Consider the following 18,074-nt stretch of genomic DNA (forward strand, 5'->3'; position numbering starts at 1 on the left):
TGAACGGCGCGACGGTGATCATCACCAGCAGCAGCGACGAGAAAATCGCCCGCGCGCTCGAACTCGGCGCAACGCACGGCATCAACCGCCACAAGACGCCCGATTGGCAGCACGAAGTCCCCAAGCTGACTCATGGCCGTGGCGCGGAACACATCCTCGAGATGGCCGGCGGCGATAACCTCGCGCGTTCGCTTCAGGCCGTGGCGACGGGCGGCCGGATCTCGGTTATCGGATTGCTGGAATCGGATCAGCTCACGCTGCCTATCCTGCAGTTGCTTGGCAGCAGGGCATCGGTGGTGGGAATCGCGGTCGGGCCGCGCCGCGTACTGGAAGACGTGGTGCGCATGATCGACCGGCACGAGATCAAGCCGGTTATCGATGCGGTGTATCCGTTTTCAGAAGTGCCACAAGCGTTCGAACATCTGAAGCGTGGTCCGTTCGGCAAGGTCGTGGTGCAGGTCGCCAAACCATGACCCACGCGATAAAACCCGCCAGCGCAATGCCGTACATTGCGCTGATTTGTTCTCTGCACACGCGGTGTCGCTGGCGTTCGTGGGACATCGTTTGGTCTTGTGCTCGCCATACCCGCGACAATCCGCGTCGCCGACAAGTTTTCCTATGAGGCGTCGTCCCTGTTCTGCGCGGCTGTGGATTTTCGCGGCGCTGTCGATGGTGGTGATCGTGGCGAAGGCCGCGATGCTCGGCGCGCATGCTCAAAGGCGGGGTGTGTCGGCCCAGCTTAGTTGATCCGCCCGTAGCCCATGTCTTGCAGCAGCATGGCGTAGGCGCGTTGTTCGTCGCCGCCGCACTCGGCGATCAGGCTTTGCCAGTTGCGTCGCGCGAAGTAGCGGCGAATCACGGAAAAGACCGCAAAGCGCATTGCCCATGCAACGATGGTCAGGCCAATGTACTGGATACCGGGCAGGAAGTACCACGCGCTCAGGGTGAAGCCGGTGAGGACGAGCGTGGCCAGCACCATTAGCGCGTTGACCGTCGCCATCTGTACATAGAGTCTTCGCGCTGGGTCTGCCATGTCGCTCTCATCGCTTGCGTTGCCTTGTACGCCCGGAAAGCAATGCATTTCCCGAGACCATGGAAGACTTTACGGCAAATTTTGGGGAAACTTGAGAACGCCGGTTCGTATTCGTGTGGGAACGAACATGGGCCGCAGCGAAGACAGGCTTTTGCGTGTGGACTCAGATAAGGACTTCAGATATTTGCGTGGTGCCCGGGGCCGGAATCGAACCGGCACGCCTTGCGGCGGGGGATTTTGAGTCCCCTGCGTCTACCAATTTCACCACCCGGGCAAACAGCATTTGAACTTGCCAGCAGACCCGGAGTAAATCCGACGCCAACCGGCAAGTCAGCGATTATGCCTAAATTCGTTTGCGGCGGCAAGCCTCTGAACGTCTGCCCCGGATAACGCAGTTCACTGGCTCAAATACGTGAATTGGCCGTTTTTGATGATGCCCATCACGCTCGCCCGCTGGTCCAGCCCGACGTGATCCGTGATGCTTGTGCTGACCACGCCGTTCGGCACGACCAGCTCATGCGCGTGTTCCAGTTCCGCGCGCAACGCAACGCGAAACGCCGGCGTTCCAGGTTGCCCGGCCTTCAACGCGCGCCCAACTGCATCCTGCAAGCGCGGATAGACACCAGCTGCATCGCCGGCAAACTGGGTCACCGTGCCTTTGCCGTACCTGGCCTCGTAAGCATCGACGAAAACGAGCGCCGCTTTCTTCGATGGATGATCCGCTGGCAACGTCCGCGCGACCACGACCGGTTGTGTCGGGAAGAGCGTGCCTTCCACGTCCTTGCCGCCGAGCTTGATGAATTCCGGCGTCGCAATGCCGTGCGTCTGGTAGATCGCGCCCTTGTAGCCGCGCTCGACCAGCGTGCGCTCGGGCAATACGGTCGGCGTACCCGCGCCCGCAATCAGCACTGCGTCCGGCTTCGCTGCCATCAGCTTGAGAATCTGGCCGGTCACGCTGGCATCGGTGCGATTGAAACGCTCGCTCGCGACCACCTTGATATGCCGCAGCTCGGCGAACTTGGAAAACTCGTTGAGCCAGCTATCGCCGTAACTATCGGCGAAACCAATGAAACCCACCGTCTTCACGTTGCGATTGACCATCGTGCGGGTCATCACGTCGGCCATCGCGCGGTCGGTCTGGGCCATCTTGAACGCCCACACTTTCTTGCCTTCCTGCGGCTCGACCACCGATGCCGATCCGATCAGCGTGATCATCGGCGTCTGGTATTCCGCGACCGGATCGAGCGCCGCGAGCGCTGCCGGCGTGATGTTCGGTCCGACGATGACATCGACCTTGTCTTCGGTAATCAGCTTGCGGATATTGCGCACGGCGGCGCCCGGGTCCGATCCGTCATCGAGGATGATGTATTCGGCCTGCTGACCCGCGATGGTCTTCGGCCACATCAGCATTGCGTTCTTGCTCGTGATGCCGATAGCGGCCGCTGGCCCCGTACTCGACAAGTCGATGCCAACCTTCAACTGCGCGCTGGCCGCTGCGCTAAAAAAAGCGACCGCGCTGAACACGAGCGTCGGCCGCATGAACTTCGACAACTTCATTGGATGGTCTCCGCGAAGAGGTGTGGTTAGGAAAATTCGATCAAAGCTCGTAGCTTTCGTGCTCGCCCGAAAGCGCCTGTTCTATGAGCTTGCGGTTCATGGAAGGCGAAAGCAGTTCAACGAGCGTGTATACATAACTGCGCAGATACGCACCTTGTTTCAACGCGAGCCGCGTGACGTTGGTGCCGAACAGATGGCCAACAGGCATCGCGCGAAGATGTTTGTCGCGTTCCGGGTTGAAGGCGATGTCCGCGAGAATGCCCACGCCCAATCCGAGTTCCACGTACGTCTTGATCACGTCGGCATCGATTGCTTCCAGCACGATGTCCGGCGTCAGGTGGCGCAGCGCGAACGCCTGATTGATCTTCGAGCGGCCAGCGAACGCATTGTCGTACGTGATGATCGGGTATTGCGCCAGGTCGTCGAGCGTCAACAGCTTGCGCTCGAGCAGTGGATGATCGGGCTGTACCACGGCCACGTGATGCCACTGGAAACACGGCAACGAGACCAGTTCCTTATAGTTGGCGATTGCCTCGGTCGCGATCGCGATGTCCGCCTGATCGTGGATGACCATTTCGGCAACTTGCGTCGGGCTTCCTTGCAAGATCGAAAGGTGGACCTTGGGAAAACGCTTCTTGAACTCGGCGATGGCGGTCGGCAACGAATAGCGCGCCTGGGTGTGCGTGGCGGCAATTACGAGGTTGCCCTGGTCCTGCGCGGCGTAATCCTTACCGACCCGTTTGAGGCTCTCGACTTCCTGCAAGATTTTTTCCACCGATGCCAGGATAATTCGCCCTGGCTCCGTCAGCGAACGTACCCGTTTGCCATGACGTGTGAAGATTTCGACTCCGAGTTCATCCTCGAGCTCGATGATTGCCTTCGATACCCCCGGCTGCGACGTAAACAGCGCTTTAGCAGCTTCGGTCAGGTTGTAGTTCTGCCGGACGGCTTCGCGCACGAAGCGAAACTGGTGCAGATTCATATATAACCCATCCGCATATCAAAGTAATTTATCAGTCGTTTGCAATATATAGGAAGTTTATTACCATCGAGACAATTTTTCCAATATCGATATCTGTATTTGTCATAAGCAAATGAGGGCAATGTCCGAACGGCATTGCGGCGCATGACTCTACTGATATCGATGTGCGGCGTGGCTAGGACGCCGTACTGACGGAACTACTAAAAACTGGGGCCCCCCGAATGTATCAATACGATCAGATCGACCAGAAAATCGTCGACGAACGCGTCGCTCAATACAGCGACCAGGTGCGCCGACGTTTGTCCGGCGAGTTGAGCGAAGAGGAATTTCGTCCGCTGCGCCTGCAGAACGGTCTCTACATGCAGCGCCATGCGTATATGCACCGCATCGCGATTCCTTACGGCAATCTGCGCAGCGACCAGATGCGCATGCTCGGCACCATCGCGCGTGAGCACGACCGCAATTACGGCCACTTTTCGACGCGCACCAACATCCAGTTCAACTGGATCCAGCTCGAAGAAACGCCCGAGATCCTGCGCAAGCTGGCGTCGGTGCAAATGCACGGCATTCAAACGTCGGGTAACTGCATCCGCAATATCACGGCCGATCAGTTCGCCGGCGTGGCGCCCGATGAAATCGTCGATCCGCGTCCGTGGGCAGAAATTCTCCGTCAATGGTCGACTTTCCACCCGGAGTTCGCGTGGCTGCCGCGTAAGTTCAAGATTGCGGTGAATGGTTCGGTGGAAGATCGCGCGGCCGTGCAAGTGCACGATCTGGGCGTGTATCTGAAGAAGAACGAGGCCGGTGAAGTCGTCGCGAGCATCCTGGCGGGCGGCGGTCTGGGACGCACGCCGATCGTCGGCGCGGTGATCAAGGAAGATCTGCCGTGGCAGCATCTCCTGACGTATTGCGAAGCCGTATTGCGTGTGTATAACCGCTACGGCCGTCGCGACAATATGTATAAGGCGCGTATCAAGATCCTCGTGAAGGCGCTGAGCCCCGCTAAATTCGCGCAGCAAGTGGAGGAAGAATGGGCCCACTTGAAGGACGGTCCTTCCACGCTCACGCAAGAAGAGCTTGACCGGGTATCGCAATTCTTCGCTCCGCCCGCATATGAAAAGCTGCCGGACACGGATGCATCGTATGAAAAGCATCTGATCGACAGCAAGCCGTTCGCGCGCTGGATCGAACGTAACGTGCGGCCGCACAAGGTGGCGGGGTATGCGTCGGTGACGTTGTCGCTGAAGCCCACGGGCATTGCTCCCGGCGATGCAACGGACGTGCAGATGGAAGCCGTCGCCGATCTCGCCGATGAATATTCATTCGGTGAAATTCGTGTCTCGCACGAGCAGAACCTGATCCTGGCGAACGTGAAGAAGCGCGACTTGCATGCGGTGTGGGAACGCGCGAAGGCCCTGGGGTTTGCGACATCGAATATTGGTTTGCTGACCGATATCATCGCGTGCCCGGGCGGCGATTTCTGCTCGCTCGCCAACGCGAAGTCGATCCCGATTGCACAAGCCATTCAGGAACGCTTCAGCGATCTCGACTACGTATATGACCTGGGCGATCTGACGCTGAACATCTCCGGTTGCATCAATGCGTGCGGTCATCATCACATTGGCAACATCGGTGTTCTTGGCGTCGATAAGGACGGCTCGGAGTGGTATCAAGTGACGCTTGGCGGCGAGCAGAGCTCGGGCGCAACGGGCGCGCATCTGGGCCGCGTGATCGGCCCGTCGTTCTCGGCGGAAGAGATGCCCGACGTGGTGTCGCAAGTCATCGATACCTTCGTTGAGAATCGCATCGAGGGCGAGCGTTTCATCGAGACGTACGGCCGTATCGGCATTGCGCCGTTCAAGGAACGCGTGTACGCATCGCGCCAGCCGGCGCACGTCTGAGGAATAAAGCACATGGCTTCGATTATCAAGAATCGCGAAGTGGTTGAAGACACTTGGCACGTGGTGCGTGCAGGTGAAGACGGTACGCTGCCTGCTGTCGATGCGTTGCTGCCCGGCAAGGTGATCGTGCCGTTCACGTGGTGGAAAGCGCACAAGGCATCGCTAGGTTCGGCGCACAAGAAAGAGCCGATCGGCGTCTGGCTTGCTCCCGACGACGAACCCGCCGAACTGGTCGAAGACTTCGACAAGATCGCGCTGATCGCGGTGGACTTTCCGAAGTTCAGCGATGGCCGCGGTTTCAGCATCGGCCGTTTGCTGCGCGAGCGTTATCACTGGAAGGGCGAGTTGCGCGCCATCGGCGACGTGCTGCGCGACCAGTTGCGCTTCCATGAACGCTGCGGTTTCGACGCGTTCGCCGTTCGCGCCGACAAGGACATTTACGACGCGTTGAACGCGTTCAGTGAACTGAGCATCCCGTATCAAGGCGCGGTCGACGATCCGAACCCGCTGTTCCGCCGCCGTGAAAAAGCTGCCGGGGCCGCTGCATGAATGTCGAACTGCAAGCCAAAGTCGAACGCCTGGACGCGTTGCTCGATTCCATCGCGCAACGCCATGCGAACGTCAAACTAGCCAGCAGCCTTGCCGCCGAAGACATGTTGCTCACACACGCGATTCTTTCGCGTGGGGTGAAGATCGGCATTTTCTCGCTCAACACCGGTCGTTTGCATGCTGAAACGCTCGGCATGCTCGATCGCGTGAAAGAGCGCTATGGCTACGACATCGAACAGTTTCACCCGCAGCCGGAAGCGGTCGAAGAATACGTTCGCGACCACGGTCTGAACGCCTTCTATGAAAGCGTCGATCTACGCAAAAGCTGTTGCGGCATTCGCAAGGTCGAGCCGCTCAATCGTGCGCTGAGCAACGTGAGCGCATGGGTCACGGGACAGCGCCGCGAGCAGTCGGTGACACGCGTGGAACTGCACGAAGAAGAACACGATGCACCGCGCAGTATCGCCAAGTTCAATCCGCTTGCGGACTGGACCGAGGCAGAAGTCTGGGATTATCTGAAAGCCTTCGATGTCCCCGTGAACCCGCTGCATGCGCGTGGTTATCCGAGCATTGGCTGCGAGCCATGCACACGCGCAATCCGTCCGGGCGAAGACAGCCGGGCCGGCCGCTGGTGGTGGGAGTCGCGGGATACGAAGGAATGCGGCTTGCACGTCACGAACATCAAGATCGTGGAAGACCGGAGCGTCGCGCCCAGTTCGGCGCTCTGAACGTATTTGATATTGACGCACGGCGCCTCCACCTGGTGCCGTGCAAAGTAACCGAGGAACGACGCATATGAGCAGCACGCTCGATTCAACAGTCAACGCGCCCATCGCCAATCGCGGGACGCGGATGGACCATCTGGACTGGCTCGAAGCTGAGTCGATTCATATCCTGCGCGAACTCGTCGCCGAATGCAGCAAGCCCGCGCTGCTGTTCTCGGGCGGCAAGGATTCGGTCGTCGTGCTGCATCTCGCGTTGAAGGCGTTTGGCCTGGGCGCGGGCCGCAAGACCGTGCTGCCGTTTCCGCTGGTTCATATCGACACGGGCCACAACTTCAATGAGGTCATCGACTTCCGCGATCGCCGCGCCGCTGAAATTGGCGCTGAACTGGTGGTCGGTCACGTCGAGGATTCGATCAAGAAAGGCACCGTGCGCCTGCGTCGCGAAACGGACTCGCGTAACGCGGCGCAAGCGGTGACATTGCTCGAGACCATCGAAGAACATGGTTATACGGCGCTGATCGGCGGCGCGCGTCGGGATGAAGAAAAGGCCCGTGCGAAAGAACGCATCTTCTCTTTCCGCGATGAGTTCGGCCAGTGGGACCCGAAAGCGCAGCGCCCGGAATTGTGGAGCATCTATAACGCGCGTTTGCATAACGGCGAGCACTTGCGCGTGTTCCCTATCTCGAACTGGACCGAACTGGATATCTGGCAATACATCGGACGCGAGAAGCTTGAGTTGCCGTCGATCTATTACGCGCATGATCGCGAGATCATCCGACGCAACGGCCTGCTCGTGCCACTGACGCCGCTCACGCCGCTGCAGGAAGGGGAAGTATCGGAGGTGGCGCAAGTGCGTTTCCGTACCGTTGGCGACATCAGTTGCACGTGCCCGGTTGCAAGCGACGCTGACGACGTCGAGAAGATCATCGCGGAAACGGCCGTGACGGAAATCACGGAACGCGGCGCCACGCGCATGGACGACCAAGCGTCCGAGGCGGCCATGGAAACGCGCAAGAAACAAGGTTATTTCTAAGCCTCACGCTGGCACAAGGAACAGGGAAACATCATGAGCATTCATCAACCCGAAGACCTCGGCGTGTTGCGCTTCATCACCGCAGGCAGTGTGGACGACGGCAAGAGCACGCTGATCGGCCGCTTGCTGTTCGACAGCAAGGCGGTGTTGTCGGATCAGTTGTCGGCGTTGTCGCGCGCGAAGAACAAGCGCACCGTCGGCGATGAAATCGACCTGTCGCTGCTGACCGACGGCCTCGAAGCCGAGCGCGAGCAGGGCATCACCATCGACGTGGCATACCGCTATTTCGCGACGGCGAAGCGCAAGTTCATCATCGCCGATACCCCCGGACACGAGCAGTACACGCGCAACATGGTGACGGGCGCATCCACGGCGCATGCCGCGATCATTCTCGTGGACGCCACGCGCGTCACGTTCAAGGACGGCGTTGCGCAATTGCTGCCGCAGACCGTGCGTCATAGCGCGATCGTCAAGTTGCTCGGGCTGCAGCACGTGATCGTCGCGATCAACAAGATGGACCTGATCGACTTCAGCGAGTCGCGTTTCAACGAGATCCGCGATGCTTATGTCGAGCTCGCGCGCCGGCTCAATATCAGCAATGTGCGCTTCGTGCCGGTATCGGCGTTGAAGGGCGACAACATCGTGACCGCCAGCGAACGCATGCCGTGGTACGCGGGCGAACCGCTGCTCGATCTGCTCGAAGCATTGCCGGTAGCGCAGCCTGTCGAGCAGGCGCTGCGCTTTCCGGTGCAATGGGTCGCGCGTCAGGACGGCAACAAGGCCGACGATTTCCGCGGCTACATGGGACGCGTGGAGTCGGGCGAAGTGAAGCTCGGCGATTCCATCACCGTTCTGCCCGCCAACCGGGATGCCACGGTGGCCGAGATCATTGCGCCGGTGCCGGGCGGTGTCGGGCAAGTAGATCGCGCGTTCGCGGGCCAGACGGTGACCATCCGCCTTGCCGAAGATATCGATGTCTCGCGCGGCGATACGTTCGTGCCGCGCAACGCGACCGGCGTGAAGGTGGAGCCGGCGAAAAAGCTCGATGCCGACCTTTGCTGGTTCGACGAAGAACCGCTTTCACCGCAACGCAAGTACTTGCTCAAGCAGACCACGAACACAGTGTTCGCGCGGATCGGTGTGATCAAGGAAGTGCTGGACGTGCATACGCTGTTGCATTCGGTTGATCGTCGTGATCTGAACATGAACGACATCGGCCGCGTGGCGCTGACGCTGCAAAAGCCGATCGTCTGCGATGCCTACGATACGCATCAGGGCACCGGCGCGTTCGTTCTTATCGATGAAGCGACGCATCACACGGTTGCGGCCGGGATGATTCGCTCGTTCTCAGCCTGAGCAATGACTATGGGTAAGGTTTATCTGATCGGCGCGGGGCCTGGTGCTGCAGACCTGATCACGGTTCGCGGCGCCCGGCTGCTGAGCCAGGCACAAGTGGTTCTGCACGATGCGCTGATCGAGCCCGCCATGCTCGACTACGCGCCCGACGCGCATCGGATCGCCGTCGGCAAGCGTTGCGGACAGCGTTCGACGGCGCAGCATTTCATCAACAAGCAGATCGTCGATGCCGCGCGCGAGCATGACATCGTCGTGCGTTTGAAGGGAGGCGACCCCATGCTTTTCGGTCGCGCCGATGAAGAAATGCGCGCACTCGAAGCCGCGGGTATCGAATATGAAGTGGTGCCGGGGATCACGGCCGCGCTGGCGAGCGCTGCGACGCTGAAGCGCTCGCTCACGTTGCGCGGGGTATCGCGGAGCGTGGCGTTGGCGACCTATAGCCGCGCGCCGGACAGCGACGAGATCCGCGAGCAGGCCAGCGCCGATTCTCTCGTGTTCTACATGGGCCGCGACAGCGCGCCGGAGATTGCGCAGCAATTGATCGATGCAGGACGGGCGGGATCGACGCCGGTTGCTATCGTCGAGGCCTGCAGTACCGAGCGCGAGCGTTCGTTGACGCTGACGCTGGGTGAAATGGCACGTGGTGATGCACAGGATTGGCTCGATGCATCGCAGCCGAGTTTGCTGATGATCGGTGAGGCGTTCGCGGAGCGCGCGCTGGCAGAAACCGGTCAGGTGAAAGCGGCCTTGCAAGCGGCGGCTTGATGTCTTTCGATTGAAAGTCCCCTGCCGGTCGATGACCGGCAGGGGACTTTTTTATTGCGCTAAACCTTCTCGACTTCGCGCAGCCCTATGCTCTGCGGTTTGCGAAACGCTGAGGCGATCTTGTCGCACTCGGACTTGGGGACATCGAACGCCTCGAAGTAGGTTCGCCACTCGCGTACTACGCTCGACAGATGCTGGATGATTTCCGCTGCAGCGTGTTTGAGAAGCCCGAACCGCCCCGCAGCGGAGAGAGCATTATCGAGCGTCGCCAGGCGGCCCATTGCCGGACCGACGCCTAGCACCAGGAAACGTTCGGAGCCGACCTGCGGCTTCGGGACTACATCGTAAAGCTCGCTCAGGCGCCAACCCTTGTTCGCACCGTCCCACACAAACGCATGATTACGAAGATGATCGTCGTCGTTCGTCACGAGGATGTTGAACACCATGCGTTTGAACAGTTCGAGCTTGTCAGCCGCGACAAAACCAACCGCGCCGCGCTCGCTCAGCGTATCCGACAGATCCGTGTAGCTGGCAGAGGCAGTATCGCTTTCGTGCATCTTGAGCATGGTTAGAGCACTGACGACGTGCCGTTTGCCAAAGCTTCCCTCCGGCAACGGCACGCGGTCGAACCGCTCGATCAACATGACATCGCGTCCGTCGGGAAGGTGAACGGACCGGGTCGCCGGCACCCGCATGCCGCACTGACGGGCAAGCTCTAGCGTTGCGCGTTCTACCAGCGGCACGTTGAAACCGTCGCGGGCAACCGGGAATTTTGCGACCCACTGGCGGTTATCGTCGAGCAAGACGGCCTTGGGACGCGCACCACCAAACGTCGCGCCTACGCTAAAGAGCAATTGCAGTTTCTTCGGAACCGGCTTGCCTTCCTGAATCATCGCGGCGGCATCGAGTAGATAGGTCAGCGCTTTTGCATCCGGCAATTTGCCCGGCTCCGCAGGTGAGGTCGGCGAGTCCCTGAAATCGAGCGCGCCCGTGCGGTGCGGACCGGCATGAGCGAGATAGTCGGTCTCGGGCAGACCATCGGGCGCTGCCCGCAGCATATTCTCGATAACCCGCCGGCCCCAGGAGTCCGGCGCCGCGTCGCGAATCGCGCCAAATAACGCCAGTCCCGCTGGTGGTTGAAACACCACTTCTTTTGTTTTTTTTGCCTCGCTCAACGGCGTGCTGACCGGGTCTACGGCCGTAGCGTTCGCGCGTTGCAGATACTTGTTTCCATAGACGAAAGTCGATGCAGTCGGTCTGATTCCTTCCTCGAGGAGTTCGAGCTTGCCGGCAGGTACGGCCTCCGACGACCCTTCCAGCGTAATGAAGACGTATTTGCTCCACGTCGAGGTATTAAAAATCATAGTCGTCCGTCTTCGCTGCGCTCTTGCGTGGGCGCACACGGGACTCTATCTGGCGGCGTGCTTCGCCTATCCGGTCGTTCTGGGGATTGGCAAGCGGCTCGAGCGTACCGAGAAGGCCTGCACGGTCGAATGCCTGAAGCCAGGATGCGAAACTCACGGAGACGTCGCCGCTTTCAATGCGTGCCAAGGTGCTCGGGCTCATGTTGGCCCGCTCGGAAAAGTCTTGCCGCGTCATGTTGCGCGCGATGCGCGCGGCGGCAACCGCGCGGCCGAACGAGGTCGCCCGCTGGTCCAGTTCAGGAGAGATGAAGTCCTTGTTGTTGCGTTTCATTTTGTCTTATCTGACATATAAACCCACTTAATTAGTCAGTATAGACAAATTCGACGCGACATCAATCTTGTTGAGCGAAAAAAATAGTCATATCTGACCAATAAACTGGTTTAATTGGTCAGATATGACTGTTTTTGCTGTTTCAATAGGGTGCGCGAGGCTCGAAGCGCTTGAATCTGCCGAGCTTATCCGATCTGGCGCAGGCAATACTGCGCAACTGCGTCCAGCACCGCTTCATCTTCCCCGACCGCCACCGCGCACTTGATCTCGACCGATGGAAACATTGCGCGGCATCGATCCAGCAACTCAGGAAGATCCCGCCGGATATGGCCGCCCTGGCCAAAAAACACGGGCACGACGGTAACGACATCACACCCGTCCGACCCAAGCTTTTCGATCGCCATGGGCAAATCCGGCGTCATCAATTCGAGGAACGCAAGGGAAACCGGATCGCTGCGCTGGGCGCGCAGCTTTGTCGCGAGGCGTTCGAAGGGCTCGGCCCAACGCGGATCACGTGCGCCGTGACCAAACAAAATCATGCCGTGCTTGCTCATTGCATGCTCCACAGAGGGCGAAACCGAGTGCCTGGTGTCTCTAGTGCCGATCGACCCAGCGCAGGCCGATCAATCCGACTATCAGATAGGCCAGTGCAGGCGCCGCGGCCGTGACGGGCGCGGGCCAGGTATTCAACGTGCCGATGTGCGAAAACAGCGTGTTGATCAACTGGAAACTCATGCCGATCATGATGCCGCCAAACACCTTCACGCCGACTACGCCAGCACGCGTGTGCAGGTACGCGAACGGCAGCGACAGCACCAGCATCACCAGCACCGCGAGCGGATACAAGATCTTGCGCCAGAACGCGATCTGATACCGCTGCGAATCCTGATGATTTTCCGTCAGATGCTGGATGTATCGAAACAGGTTGAACATCGACATCCGGTCGGGCGAAACCAGCAGCACTGAGAGAATCTGCGGCGTCAGTTCGGAGCGCAACGAATACTCGGGCAACGTTGTCTGCTGCGCACGATAAACCGGATTCAGCGCGTCGCCGGGATTCACCGTTTGCGGCGGTGCATCGACGAGTTGCGTGTCCGTCACGCCCGTGAGCTTCCAATGCCCCGGCGGCTGGAATACGCCGCTTTTTGCAATGCGCACATTGGTCAGGCGCAACAATGAATCGAACTCATAGATCCGCACGTCCGCAATGGTCGTGTCAGGATTGAGGGTGCCGACGTTCACGAAACGCGTGACCTGCTCACCGTCGGCGCGTGCGGTCAGCGTGTCCTTCACCCAGACGCCGGATTCGAAGTTCATCGATACCGACGACCCCAGCGCCTCCAGCCGGACCTTTTCCGAAAGCTGATCGGAGTAGGGGCCCACCACTTCGCCGATAACATAAGTGAGCAGGACCATCGGAATGCCGATTTTCATCAGCGAACGCAACGCCTTGCCGGTCGACAATCCCGACACACGGAAAATGGTGAATTCCGACGCCGCAGCCATTTGCGCGAACACGTAGATGGCGCTGATCAACGCGGCGACGGGGATGATTTCGTAAAAACGCGACGGCGTTTGCAGCGCGACCCGAAGCACCGCCAGACCGAATTTGTAGTTGCCGTGCCCGACCGTATTCAGCTCATTGATCAGATCGAAAAAGAAGAACAGGCCGGAGAATGCAAACAGAATGAAAATGAACGCGAGATAAATCTGACGCGCGAAGTACCGTTCATAAATGCGCATGCGTCAGGCCCCCTTCGAACGCGTGAGGCTCGACAGCCGGAACAGCGGCCGATTGCGAATGCGCATCCAGAAGATGAACGCCACCAGCACCGAAACCAGTATGTGCAGCCCGAGCAGCCCGACGACAAATGAAACGCGTCCCTGCTCGATCCATGACTGCACAACGTTCAGCAGGTTCGAATAAGTCAGGTAGATCAGCACGGCCATGACGAGATTGATGGTTCGGCTGCGTCGCGGATTCTGGTACGAAAGCGGGATGGCAAGCAGCATGAGGTTGAGCGCGATGAGCGGCAACCCGGCGCGCCAGGCGATTTCAGCAAGATTCGTGCGGCTTGGGTCGGCAAGCAGTTCGTTCGTGTACATGCCCGTGGTCGACGGCGTATTCACGAACTGCTGGCTCTGGATCTTCACGCCGTATCGCTCGAATTCCATGATCCGGAAATTCGGCTGGCCGGGAATGCCGTCGTATCGGCGGCCGTTTTCCAGCACGACGAAACGGTCACCGTTCGCATGCGTTTCGGTATGACCATTCTTCGATACCACCACGTTCACCTTGCCGCCTTCCGTGCTGGTCACGAACACGTTTTGCACGTGCCCCTGGTCCGGCGACATCTTCTCGATGAAAAACACGCGGTGACTCGTCGGCGATTCGCGGAACTGGCCGGGGGCGAGCAGCGACACTTCATCGCGCTGCTGAAAACGTGCCTTGATGAGTTTGCTCTGCTGGTTCGACCAGGGCCAGCCGATGAATGCAAAGAAGATGATCAGGATGATGATCGGCGTGGAAAATACGGCGACGGGCCTGATCAGTGCGGTCTGGCTCACGCCGGACGCAAGCCACACGACCATTTCCGAATCGCGATACCAGCGCGTGAGCACAAAAAGAATGGAGACGAACAGCGTGACGATCAGCATCACGGCCAGATAACCGATCACGGTGAGTCCGATCAGCACGACGACGTCGCGCGGATCGACCTGGCCTGACGCCGCGAAGCCGACGATGCGGATCATCATGGTGGTCAGCATGATGGTCAGCAGCACCATGAATACGGCACCGGCGGTGTACGCGAGTTCACGCTGAAGGGAGCGTTGGAAGATCATTGATTGATAGCTTGAAGCCGGCGGCGACTGACGGTTGGACGATATGCGGGCCCATCTTGGCGGCCGCATCTGGCCGCCATGCGATGACAAACGTGCAAACTGGACGAAGTCATGAGGGCAGACATTCGATCCGGGCATCGCTACCTGTGACCGCCTCGGAAAAAATAGCGGATAATTGCGGCTTTCATCCTTCAGCCAAGATTTTATCCGAGGATAAGCGCGATGGACTTTAGCATAAAAGCCTGTGATTGGAGCAAAGGCTCGGCAAATGGTTTCCTTAACGGAAAAGCCGATGTAGTAGTGCTCGGCGTGTTCGAAGCGCAGACGTTGACGGGCGCAGCCCGCGAGATTGATTTGGCGACCAAGGGTCTGCTCACGCGCACGGTGAAAGCCGGCGACATGAGCGGCAAGGCAGGTTCCACGCTGATGCTGACCGAAGTGACGGGTCTGGGCGCATCGCGTATTTTGCTGGTGGGTCTCGGCAAGCAGGACGGTTTCAACCAGAAGGCTTATGCGGAAGCGGCACGCGCCGCGTGGCGCGCATTGCTCGCCACGAAGATTGCAAATGTTGCATTCACCCTTGCCCAATTGCCCGTGCCCGAGCGCACCGGCGACTGGGGTGTGCGCTGCGCCATCCTCGCGCTGCGCGAGCTGACCTACAAGTTCACGCAGATGAAGAGCAAGCCGGAAAACGGCGATCGTGCGTTGAAAAAGGTTGTGTTCAGCATCGACGCAACCGACGAAAAAGCCGCGAAGCTCGCGGTCAAGCACGCCACGGCGCTCGCCAACGGCATGGACCTGACGCGGGACCTCGGCAACTTGCCGCCGAACGTCTGCACGCCGACGTATCTCGGCCATACCGCGAAAAAACTTGGTAAGGAATTCAAGCTGAAGGTCGAAGTGCTCGGCCAGAAGCAGATCGAAGCGCTCGGCATGGGCTCGTTCCTGTCGGTGGCGAAAGGCTCGATCGAACCGCCTGCGTTTATCGTGATGCATCATCAGGGCGCGGGTGCGAAGGCTGCGCCGGTCGTGCTCGTCGGCAAGGGCATCACGTTCGATACCGGCGGCATTTCCATCAAGCCGGGCGACAGCATGGACGAGATGAAGTACGACATGCTCGGCGCCGGTTCCGTGTTCGGCACCATGCGCGCCATCGCGGAAATGGGACTGAAGCTCAACGTGATCGGCGTGGTTCCGACCTGCGAGAACATGCCTGCCGGCAACGCAGTGAAGCCGGGCGACATCGTGACGTCCATGTCGGGCACGACCATCGAAGTGCTGAACACCGACGCCGAAGGCCGCCTGATCCTGTGCGACGCGCTGACCTACGTGGAACGCTTCAAGCCGGCCGCCGTGATCGATATCGCCACGCTGACCGGCGCGTGCGTGGTCGCGCTCGGCCATCACAACACGGGTCTGTTCTCGAAGGACGACGCGCTCGCGGGCGAACTGCTGGATGCATCGAAGGAAGCGATCGATCCGACCTGGCGCATGCCGCTCGACGACGAATATCAGGACTTGCTGAAGTCGAATTTCGCCGATCTTGCAAATATCGGCGGCCGGCCGGGCGGCGCGATTACGGCCGCGTGTTTCCTCTCGCGCTTTGCGCAGAACTATCCCTGGGCTCACCTCGATATCGCGGGTACGGCGTGGAAGAGCGGCGCTGCGAAGGGCGCAACCGGCCGTCCGGTGCCGTTGCTCACGCAATTCCTCGTGGATCGCGCGGGGTAATGAGTTTGCGCGTATCGAGCATTACGGGCGCCGGCAGGGAGGCGCGGGCATGACGCGGATCGACTTTCATTCGAATGTGGGCGATTCGATTGCGTACGCCTGCCGCCTCGCACGCAAGGCGTACATGAGCGGCCAGCCGTTGATCGTGCTGGCCGAACCCGAGCGGCTGAAACGTTTCGACGAACAATTGTGGACGTTCAAGCCGCTCGAATTCGTGCCGCATTGCATGGCGGACAGCGCACTTGCGGCAGACACGCCGGTGTTGCTGGCGGCGTCGCTCGATACGGTGCTGGAGAACCAGCAGCATCAGATCCTGCTGAACCTCGGCGCCGCCGTGCCGCCCCAATTCGCGCGTTTCGAACGGCTGCTGGAAGTGGTCGGCAACGACGAGCATGAACTCGTGGCGGGGCGGGAGCGCTACCGGTTCTATCGCGATCGCGGGTATGTGCTCAACAACTACAAACAGGGCGCCGGAGCGTGAAACCTCCGGGATGGCGCGCCGCCGCGTACAGGGTATGATCCCCGAAAACGCCGGCCGTTATCCTAAAGGCGTGCCTGCCATCAAGACGGAGTCCACTCGTGCCCATCACCACCGCGCCCGATACGGCCGAATCACCCGATAACTTCGATTCCTCCATCCCTGTTCTCACCGATGTCATCGTGCCCGGACGCGCCGAGCGTGACCGGCACGGTGAAACAGAACGCCGATAACGCTCGCCAGGCCAGCTCCCTTGCGGCCAACGCATCGGAAATTGCGAACAAGGGCAGCCGCGTGGTCGCACAAGTCGTCGGCACGATGGGCGACATCAACCAGAGTTCCGCCAAGATCGCAGACATCATCACGATCATCGAAGGAATCGCCTTCCAGACGAATATTCTCGCGCTCAACGCGGCGGTCGAAGCGGCGCGCGCAGGCGAAGAAGGACGCGGTTTTGCGGTCGTGGCAGGCGAGGTGCGCAGCCTCGCGCAACGGTCATCGGCGGCGGCGAAGGAGATCAAGGGTCTTATCGATACCTCTGTCGAACGCGTCCAGTCGGGCACCTCACTGGTCGATGAAGCCGGCCGCACCATGGCCGAGATCATCGGCGCCGTGCAGCGCGTAACCGACATCATGGGCGAGATTGCAGCAGCGTCGGAGGAGCAGAGCAGCGGGATCGAGCAGGTTGCGCGCGCCGTCACGCAAATGGACGAAGTGACGCAGCAGAATGCGGCGCTCGTGGAAGAAGCGGCCGCGGCCGCACAGTCACTGGAGGACCAGGCCGGGAAACTGCGCGAAGCCGTGGCTGTGTTCCATCTCAACGACGACGGATCAGCGGTCGTAGGCGCGGCTCGGACGGCTCCTCGTACCGTGTCGTCACCGGGCGCGGCGAAGTTCCGGCCTGCCGTTGCGCTCAAGGCCAAAGGCGTTGCTCCGGCCAAGCCTGTAGCGGCTGCCGCGCGACCGCTGGCGACGGCGGGCGGCGACTGGGAAACGTTCTGATATCGAGTTGAACGCTGGGCTTTCAACGCGCCGCGAGTTTTCGCGGCGCGTTTTCGTTTGGCCTCAGGAAAACGTTCGCGCGTATCTCCGGGCGATGTATTAAACGATCGTGTGGAATGGGTATCACAGCGGGTATCACAGCGGGTTTCACAGCAGTATTCGAAGGGCGCGCATCCGATTCGCGGCCGTTGCCAACTTCCCCGTACACTGTGCGCTGCATCCGATAACTATTTCAGGACATGCCATGACCGAATCCACTCTCGCCGCGCAACTCGTGCAGGCCCGCCGGCAGCGAACGCTGATCGAGGACCTCGAGTCGGCAGATATTCCCGCCGACGCCAACGCGGCTTACGCCATCCAGCATGAAGTCCTGTCGCTGACAGGCGCCCGGATCGGCGCGTGGAAAGTCGGCGCACGCTCGCA

General features: G+C 60.0%; 18 protein-coding genes, 1 tRNA gene and 1 pseudogene. 11 read left to right on the plus strand and 9 right to left on the minus strand.

Features of this window, described 5'->3' with window-relative positions; all coding sequences use genetic code 11:
* Positions 1–473: zinc-binding dehydrogenase (locus tag ACRXB1_RS12205; RefSeq protein WP_449492155.1), on the plus strand; the 473-nt coding region annotated here is incomplete at its 5' end.
* A 266-nt stretch (positions 474–739) separates the two neighbouring features.
* Here ACRXB1_RS12205 and ACRXB1_RS12210 read toward each other — a convergent pair.
* The 4 genes from ACRXB1_RS12210 to ACRXB1_RS12225 all read right to left on the minus strand — a co-directional run bounded on the left by ACRXB1_RS12210 (position 740) and on the right by ACRXB1_RS12225 (position 3,572).
* On the minus strand, positions 740–1,033 hold the full coding sequence (locus ACRXB1_RS12210) for a hypothetical protein (protein WP_174362243.1): 294 nt from the start codon (positions 1,031–1,033) through the stop codon (positions 740–742).
* Between the two features lie 189 nt (positions 1,034–1,222).
* Positions 1,223–1,307, minus strand: a tRNA-Leu gene (locus ACRXB1_RS12215).
* Between the two features lie 122 nt (positions 1,308–1,429).
* The gene (locus tag ACRXB1_RS12220) at positions 1,430–2,590 is read right to left on the minus strand and encodes an ABC transporter substrate-binding protein (RefSeq protein WP_449492156.1); all 1,161 of its coding nucleotides are present in this window, start codon (positions 2,588–2,590) and stop codon (positions 1,430–1,432) included.
* 40 nt (positions 2,591–2,630) lie between these two features.
* Positions 2,631–3,572 carry a CysB family HTH-type transcriptional regulator gene (locus tag ACRXB1_RS12225; RefSeq protein WP_061998752.1) on the minus strand — a complete coding sequence of 314 codons (942 nt, stop codon included), beginning with the start codon at positions 3,570–3,572 and terminating at the stop codon, positions 2,631–2,633.
* A gap of 221 nt (positions 3,573–3,793) precedes the next feature.
* On the opposite strand from ACRXB1_RS12225, the gene ACRXB1_RS12230 reads away from it, so the two are divergent.
* The 6 genes from ACRXB1_RS12230 (at position 3,794) to cobA (ending at position 9,901) form a co-directional block, all read left to right on the plus strand.
* Positions 3,794–5,473 carry a nitrite/sulfite reductase gene (locus tag ACRXB1_RS12230; RefSeq protein WP_062169451.1) on the plus strand — a complete coding sequence of 560 codons (1,680 nt, stop codon included), beginning with the start codon at positions 3,794–3,796 and terminating at the stop codon, positions 5,471–5,473.
* Between the two features lie 12 nt (positions 5,474–5,485).
* Positions 5,486–6,022: a DUF934 domain-containing protein gene (locus ACRXB1_RS12235; RefSeq protein ID WP_449492157.1), complete on the plus strand. Its 537-nt coding sequence runs from the start codon at positions 5,486–5,488 to the stop codon at positions 6,020–6,022.
* Positions 6,019–6,750 carry a phosphoadenylyl-sulfate reductase gene (locus ACRXB1_RS12240; protein ID WP_061998755.1) on the plus strand — a complete coding sequence of 244 codons (732 nt, stop codon included), beginning with the start codon at positions 6,019–6,021 and terminating at the stop codon, positions 6,748–6,750. The genes ACRXB1_RS12235 and ACRXB1_RS12240 overlap by 4 nt, the downstream gene beginning before the upstream one ends.
* A gap of 67 nt (positions 6,751–6,817) precedes the next feature.
* Positions 6,818–7,780 carry a sulfate adenylyltransferase subunit CysD gene (gene cysD, locus ACRXB1_RS12245; protein WP_062000733.1) on the plus strand — a complete coding sequence of 321 codons (963 nt, stop codon included), beginning with the start codon at positions 6,818–6,820 and terminating at the stop codon, positions 7,778–7,780.
* 30 nt (positions 7,781–7,810) lie between these two features.
* A complete protein-coding gene (locus tag ACRXB1_RS12250) occupies positions 7,811–9,136 on the plus strand; it encodes a sulfate adenylyltransferase subunit 1 (RefSeq protein WP_449492160.1) in 1,326 nt (441 codons plus the stop codon).
* 9 nt (positions 9,137–9,145) lie between these two features.
* Positions 9,146–9,901 carry a uroporphyrinogen-III C-methyltransferase gene (gene cobA, locus ACRXB1_RS12255; protein WP_061998757.1) on the plus strand — a complete coding sequence of 252 codons (756 nt, stop codon included), beginning with the start codon at positions 9,146–9,148 and terminating at the stop codon, positions 9,899–9,901.
* A 59-nt stretch (positions 9,902–9,960) separates the two neighbouring features.
* Here the strand turns inward: cobA and ACRXB1_RS12260 are convergent, their stop codons facing one another.
* The 5 genes from ACRXB1_RS12260 to lptF all read right to left on the minus strand — a co-directional run bounded on the left by ACRXB1_RS12260 (position 9,961) and on the right by lptF (position 14,440).
* Positions 9,961–11,265 carry a type II toxin-antitoxin system HipA family toxin gene (locus ACRXB1_RS12260; RefSeq protein WP_449492158.1) on the minus strand — a complete coding sequence of 435 codons (1,305 nt, stop codon included), beginning with the start codon at positions 11,263–11,265 and terminating at the stop codon, positions 9,961–9,963.
* Complete coding sequence (locus ACRXB1_RS12265) at positions 11,255–11,596, minus strand: helix-turn-helix domain-containing protein (RefSeq protein WP_061998759.1); 342 nt, start codon at positions 11,594–11,596, stop codon at positions 11,255–11,257. The genes ACRXB1_RS12260 and ACRXB1_RS12265 overlap by 11 nt, the downstream gene beginning before the upstream one ends.
* A 185-nt stretch (positions 11,597–11,781) precedes the next feature.
* A complete protein-coding gene (locus ACRXB1_RS12270) occupies positions 11,782–12,150 on the minus strand; it encodes a CbiX/SirB N-terminal domain-containing protein (protein WP_174362237.1) in 369 nt (122 codons plus the stop codon).
* Positions 12,151–12,190: 40 nt separating this feature from the next.
* On the minus strand, positions 12,191–13,339 hold the full coding sequence (gene lptG, locus ACRXB1_RS12275; RefSeq protein WP_061998761.1) for an LPS export ABC transporter permease LptG: 1,149 nt from the start codon (positions 13,337–13,339) through the stop codon (positions 12,191–12,193).
* 3 nt (positions 13,340–13,342) lie between these two features.
* Positions 13,343–14,440: an LPS export ABC transporter permease LptF gene (lptF, locus tag ACRXB1_RS12280; RefSeq protein ID WP_061998762.1), complete on the minus strand. Its 1,098-nt coding sequence runs from the start codon at positions 14,438–14,440 to the stop codon at positions 13,343–13,345.
* Positions 14,441–14,662: 222 nt separating this feature from the next.
* On the opposite strand from lptF, the gene ACRXB1_RS12285 reads away from it, so the two are divergent.
* From ACRXB1_RS12285 to ACRXB1_RS12300, 4 genes and pseudogenes are all read left to right on the plus strand, one after another.
* Positions 14,663–16,171 (plus strand): leucyl aminopeptidase, encoded by a 1,509-nt coding sequence (locus tag ACRXB1_RS12285; RefSeq protein WP_086381875.1) that lies wholly within the window; start codon positions 14,663–14,665, stop codon positions 16,169–16,171.
* 49 nt (positions 16,172–16,220) lie between these two features.
* Positions 16,221–16,652, plus strand: coding sequence for a DNA polymerase III subunit chi (locus tag ACRXB1_RS12290; RefSeq protein ID WP_061998764.1), 432 nt, complete (start codon positions 16,221–16,223; stop codon positions 16,650–16,652).
* A gap of 98 nt (positions 16,653–16,750) precedes the next feature.
* Positions 16,751–16,882, plus strand: coding sequence for a hypothetical protein (locus ACRXB1_RS12295; RefSeq protein ID WP_449492159.1), 132 nt, complete (start codon positions 16,751–16,753; stop codon positions 16,880–16,882).
* Positions 16,851–17,651: pseudogene (locus ACRXB1_RS12300) on the plus strand (methyl-accepting chemotaxis protein); the annotation flags it as partial. The gene ACRXB1_RS12295 and the pseudogene ACRXB1_RS12300, both read left to right, overlap by 32 nt.
* Between the last annotated feature and the right edge of the window lie 423 nt (positions 17,652–18,074).

It is taken from the genome of Caballeronia sp. M23-90 (genome assembly GCF_053574605.1).